General features: G+C 45.7%; 2 protein-coding genes. Both read right to left on the minus strand.

What is annotated here, in order from left to right:
* Positions 1-1,358: sulfatase-like hydrolase/transferase (locus Q0294_RS04055; RefSeq protein WP_299461183.1), on the minus strand; the 1,358-nt coding region annotated here is incomplete at its 3' end.
* A 60-nt stretch (positions 1,359-1,418) separates the two neighbouring features.
* Positions 1,419-2,102: transaldolase family protein (locus tag Q0294_RS04060; protein ID WP_299461185.1), on the minus strand; the 684-nt coding region annotated here is incomplete at its 5' end.

The raw sequence follows: 2,102 nt of genomic DNA on the forward strand, positions 1-2,102 counted from the left end.
TGATACCGGTCATAAATCTTCTGGAGGTGCTCTACTTTCTCTGGAACAATCGTAGCAAGATTGTGTTTTTCACTAATATCTTTCGACAGATCAACCAAAAAAAGTTGATCAGCTTTAGTGAGTTCACCTTGCAGGCTTGTATCACGGGGATTACCCAGTAATTTCCAATTCCCCTCTCGGACAGCCCAGCTTTTTCCGATCTGCCAACAGAAATCAGAATGTGGGCTTTCCGCTTGTGGCGAGTCGATCACTGTTTTCAAGCTTTTCCCATCGAGTTTATGTTGTGGAAGCGTTGTACCGGTTAATTCAGCAATGGTTGGCAACCAGTCACAGCCTGTTGCCAGTTGATGGCGATCTTCCCCTTCTACAATTGTACCGGGCCAGGAAATCATGGCTGGCACACGAATCCCCCCTTCGAACAGACTGAACTTCGCGCCACGATAGGGGCCCGCGCTGCCTCCCCCTCCAAAAGTTCGCTCTTCCTGTGAATGCCCATGATCGGATTGAAAAATGATAATTGTATTTTCGCGAAGCTTGAGCTTATCAAGTGTTTTTAATAACTCTCCAATACAGTCATCCATTGTCGAGACGAATGCCGCATACTTATTGCGCGGAGCAGGGATGTGTGCATATTTCTTACGCCACTTATCAGTTCCCTGCAAAGGGTAATGCGGCACGTTGATGGCCCAGTACAGAAAAAACGGTTTGCCACAATGTGTCTCAATATAATTCTGGCATTGTTGCACCATCAGATTGGGAAAGAATTCTCCGTCATGCCAGATTTCTTTTCCGTTTTTCCAGAGATCATGACGATTGGGACCATTCCAATAAAAAAAATGTGAATAGTTATCGATGCAGCCTCCCATATGACCAAATGAAAAATCAAATCCTTGTCCGTTTGGCATCGTTTCGGGTGTGTAGCCTAAGTGCCATTTCCCGACATGTGCTGTCTGATAGCCTGCCTGCTTCAGCATTTCAGCAATTGTGACCTGTTCAGCAGGCATACCGATATTTCCGTGCTGTGAAGATACATTTCCAGGTACACCGGCGCGCTGCGGAATTCTTCCCGTCAATAAACCTGCACGAGAGGGAGAACAAACAGGAGCAGCAGCATAGAACTGTGTGAAGCGAATCCCTCTTTTGGCAATTGAATCCATATGAGGCGTAATCAGATCTTTGGCCCCATAACAGTTCAGATCGACCGAGCCTTGATCATCTGTAAAAATAATGATCACATTCGGTTTTTCCGATCGTGTTGCGGCCCGTACTTCGTGACTACAAAGCACGAGCACGCAAAAAAAGCACCAGAGTAAAGGGAATGGAGCTGTTCCGAAATTCTTATCAATTACGGTAAACATCTGGAATCCTGCTATGATCGTCATGAGGAAAAGAGATAATCTATACCAAACAAATCGTCATTAACTTTTCGGTGTCGCATCCCACGCATTCTGGAAGACATTCTCTCCATGTACTGTGTAAGGGTTTTGCATACTCTCCTGGTACACTGAAAGTCCTGCCGTTGCGCAGTGCGCTCCCGCAAGAGCAACATCTGCAATCTGTCGACCGTTACGTATCGCTGCTGCTATGATTTCTGAATCATATTGGTGTCGATCCAGCATTTCGGCAACTTCCAAAATAAATGTCGTCGTTGAATCGCCATAGGTTTCTTTCCAGCCAATAAAGGGGCTGATAAAGTACGCGCCGGCACGCGCTGCATGCCATGCTTGCGCGACAGAAAAGATTAACGTTGCATTTGTTCGAATCCCCTGTTTGGTCAGTTCACGAATCGCTTTGAATCCATTTTCACTGGCCCCCACCTTAATGACGAAGTTGGGTGACATTTTAGAAAGCTTGACCCCCTGTTCTACGATCTGTTCCCAATCTGTAATGTGGGGGTTAACCTCAACACTAACGGGCTTCTCGGTACCGGCGAATAAATCAGCAATCTCCTCGATCACTTTCAAAAATGGCTTGCCGGAATTTTGAACATGTTTGGGATTTGTTGTGAGTCCATCAAGGTCCCAATATTCAAGACTGTGCTTAATCTCATCCGTGATGGCACTATCCAGGAACAATTTCATTGTGAATTCCTTTAAACAATA

Source organism: uncultured Gimesia sp., from assembly GCF_937919775.1.
Taxonomy (GTDB): domain Bacteria; phylum Planctomycetota; class Planctomycetia; order Planctomycetales; family Planctomycetaceae; genus Gimesia.